This window comes from uncultured Methanobrevibacter sp. (genome assembly GCF_937906425.1).
Lineage (GTDB): Archaea > Methanobacteriota > Methanobacteria > Methanobacteriales > Methanobacteriaceae > Methanobrevibacter.
Window position 1 is genome coordinate 1 of the sequence record NZ_CALCYR010000215.1, and the last position, 2,976, is coordinate 2,976.

Annotated in this window: 2 protein-coding genes; one reads left to right on the forward strand and one right to left on the reverse strand. The window is 31.6% G+C overall.

Going from position 1 to position 2,976, the window contains the following annotated elements:
* Nucleotides 1–60: 60 nt before the first annotated feature.
* Nucleotides 61–1,125 carry a DUF1786 domain-containing protein gene (locus Q0138_RS06295; RefSeq protein ID WP_297982165.1) on the reverse strand — a complete coding sequence of 355 codons (1,065 nt, stop codon included), beginning with the start codon at nucleotides 1,123–1,125 and terminating at the stop codon, nucleotides 61–63.
* Nucleotides 1,126–1,475: 350 nt separating this feature from the next.
* On the opposite strand from Q0138_RS06295, the gene Q0138_RS06300 reads away from it, so the two are divergent.
* Nucleotides 1,476–2,777: a TrpB-like pyridoxal phosphate-dependent enzyme gene (locus tag Q0138_RS06300; protein ID WP_297982166.1), complete on the forward strand. Its 1,302-nt coding sequence runs from the start codon at nucleotides 1,476–1,478 to the stop codon at nucleotides 2,775–2,777.
* Nucleotides 2,778–2,976 lie beyond the last annotated feature (199 nt).

Consider the following 2,976-nt stretch of genomic DNA (forward strand, 5'->3'; position numbering starts at 1 on the left):
TATAAAATAAAAAATTATCCTGGAATTATAAAATAAAAAATTATCCTGGAATTATGAAAACTATTTTTCAGCTCTTAAAAATTCCATGGATTTTACAAGACCTACAGTTCCAGTCATCATGACGTCCCCTGCAGGTGCTGCAAAATAATAATCAAGATCTGTTTGCTCTATAAGAGCCCTTTTAGGACCTGCAACAACGACTTTTTCTATTTTTGAAATAGGATTTAAAGCAAATGCTCCATGTCCTCCTTCATCATGAACCTCTTCATGAGTTATTGTTCCATCTGCAAGTGAATTAACAAGTTCCTCTATTCTTTTAGGAGTTAAATCCCTTGTATGATGTTCAAATACTCCCTGAACCTTTCCATCCTCTATTGAAGCAACTGTAGTATGTCCATTACCAATGTCCATAACAACATAGCTGTTTAGTTTCTCTATTTCCTTGTCATAGCAAACCCCAACGATTGATGCAAATTTAGTGTCCATAAGTACAGGCTTAAATTCAGGATTTGAGACAGATAAAGCCTTAATTACAGATTGCATTCTGGTAAAGTATTCTGGAACCTCATCCATTTCCATTGCAAATACTTCAGGTTCCCTTGGATATGGCAATTTTTCCTTAATCTTTTCAAATCTGAAGTCTCGATCCCCCATATCCTCACTGTAACCATGATCTTGAACAGCAATGATTACCTCATCCACTTCTAAATCCAAGTCAAATGAAGAGAATATGTCTATTAGCTTGTCCAAATCTACATCCTTTAGGCTTATCTTAGTAAAATCCTTGTAGATTGAATCTTCTTTTTCAATTTCTCCCTCTTCACATATTTCAAAGCCATAGGATTTTACCTGTTCAATATTATCACGAATGGTTCTTCCGCATAAGTCTTCAAATACAACTTTATATCCTTTTTCCATATGTTCAAGACATCTGTCCTTGATTTTTCCTCCGCCCATGATTACTCCATCAAAATAAATGTCATTTTCGGTTGATTTAATCATTTGACCGATTGTTAGATGAGGAGAAGGAATAACCATTTTCATGGAATTTTCAATTTCCTTTTCTGTATCATATAATAAGATGTCCTCTGTACCAGTTCCTACATCAATAGCTAAAATCTTCATAGAATTAATTATGTTTATAAAATATTTAAAGTATTTTATAATAATTTTAAAAAGAGATAAAAAGAATTAAAAAATAAACTACAGAATTTTATAATAATTTAAAAAAGAGAAAAAAAGGATTTAAAAATAAATTAAAGTATTTTATAATAATTTTAAAAAGAGATAAAAAGGATAAAAAAATAAACTAAAGAATTTTATAATAATTTAAAAAAGAGATAAAAAGGATAAAAAGGATAAAAAGGATAAAAAGGACATTAAATAGAATATAAATTACATTAAAATTATCATTTTATTGTTTTACAAAATTAAAATAACAAATTAAAAAAAAAAATACGAAATTAGGGATTTATATGCAATACAAAATTGAATTATCAAGTGATGATATAACTAAAAATTGGTATAATATTAATGCAGATTTACCTGTAGAACTTCCAGCTCCTAAAAACAGTGAAGGAAAAGACCAAATAAGTACTTTACCTCAAATTTTTGTAGGAGAATGTCTTAACCAAGAGTTTTCTACCGAAAGATACATTAAAATTCCAAGTGAAGTAAGAGAACTTTACCAAAGATTAGGCAGACCAACTCCTTTATGCAGAGCAAGAGGTTTGGAGGAAAAATTAAACACTCCCGCTAAGATCTATTATAAGCGTGAAGACACATCTCCAACTGGAAGCCACAAATTAAACAGTGCAATTGCACAGGCTTATTATGCTAAAAAAGAAGGAGTGGAAAAATTAACCACTGAAACCGGTGCAGGACAATGGGGTACTGCATTATCATTAGCAGGTTCATTAATGGGCTTAGATGTTGATGTATATATGGTAAGAGTTTCATATGACCAAAAACCATTCAGAAAAACTGTAATGCAACTATATGACGCTAACCTTTATGCTTCTCCAAGTACCAACACCAAGGTAGGTAGACAAGTATTGGAAGAAACTCCAGACACTCCAGGTTCCCTTGGTATAGCAATTTCCGAAGCTGTAGAAGTAGCATTGGAAGATGAAAAAACCAAATATACCTTAGGAAGTGTATTAAACCACGTTATCTTACACCAAACAGTTATTGGTCAAGAAATCAAGACCCAATTGGAAATAGCTGAAGAGGAACCGGACACAATGATTGCTTGTGTAGGTGGAGGAAGTAACTTCGGAGGATCCTTATTCCCATTCATTAAGGATAAGATTGAAGGAAACAGTGATGTTGATTTCATAGCTGTAGAACCTTCAGCATGTCCTACCCTTACCCAAGGAGAATATGCATACGACTTTGGAGACAATGTAGGATTCACACCTCTTTTAAAGATGTTTACATTAGGACACGACTTTGTTGCACCTTCTGTACACGCAGGAGGACTTAGATACCATGGTATGAATACTCAAGTATCCTTACTTAAAAACGAAGGTTATATCAGAGCGGTTACTGCTCATCAAACTGATGTATTTGCAGCAGGAAAACTCTTTGCACAATGCGAAGGAGTCATTCCAGCTCCTGAAACAAACCACGCAGTTAAAGCTGCAATTGATGAAGCTAAAAAATGTAAGGAAACCGGAGAAGAAAAAACCATTGTTCTTAACTTTAGTGGACACGGTTTACTTGACTTCAAAGGATACGAAAGTTTCATGAATGGAACTATGGAAAACAGCAAATAGATTTGTGATTTAAGTTTAGTTTTAAACTAAACTTTCTTTTTTTCTTTTTCTCTTTAATAAACTTTTAATTGCTTTTTTTAAATTTAAAAATTACTTTTTCTATTTTTTAAAATTAAATTTTTTTACTACTTTTTAAAAAATTAATTTTTAAAACTAATTTTTTAGATCTTTTTTCTTAAAAAAAATTTTTCTTTAAATT

Coding starts and splice junctions, on each gene's coding strand:
- Q0138_RS06295 (WP_297982165.1), bottom strand. CDS start 1,125: ATGAAGATTTTAGCTATTGATGTAGGAACTGGTACAGAGGACATCTTA.
- Q0138_RS06300 (WP_297982166.1), top strand. CDS start 1,476: ATGCAATACAAAATTGAATTATCAAGTGATGATATAACTAAAAATTGG.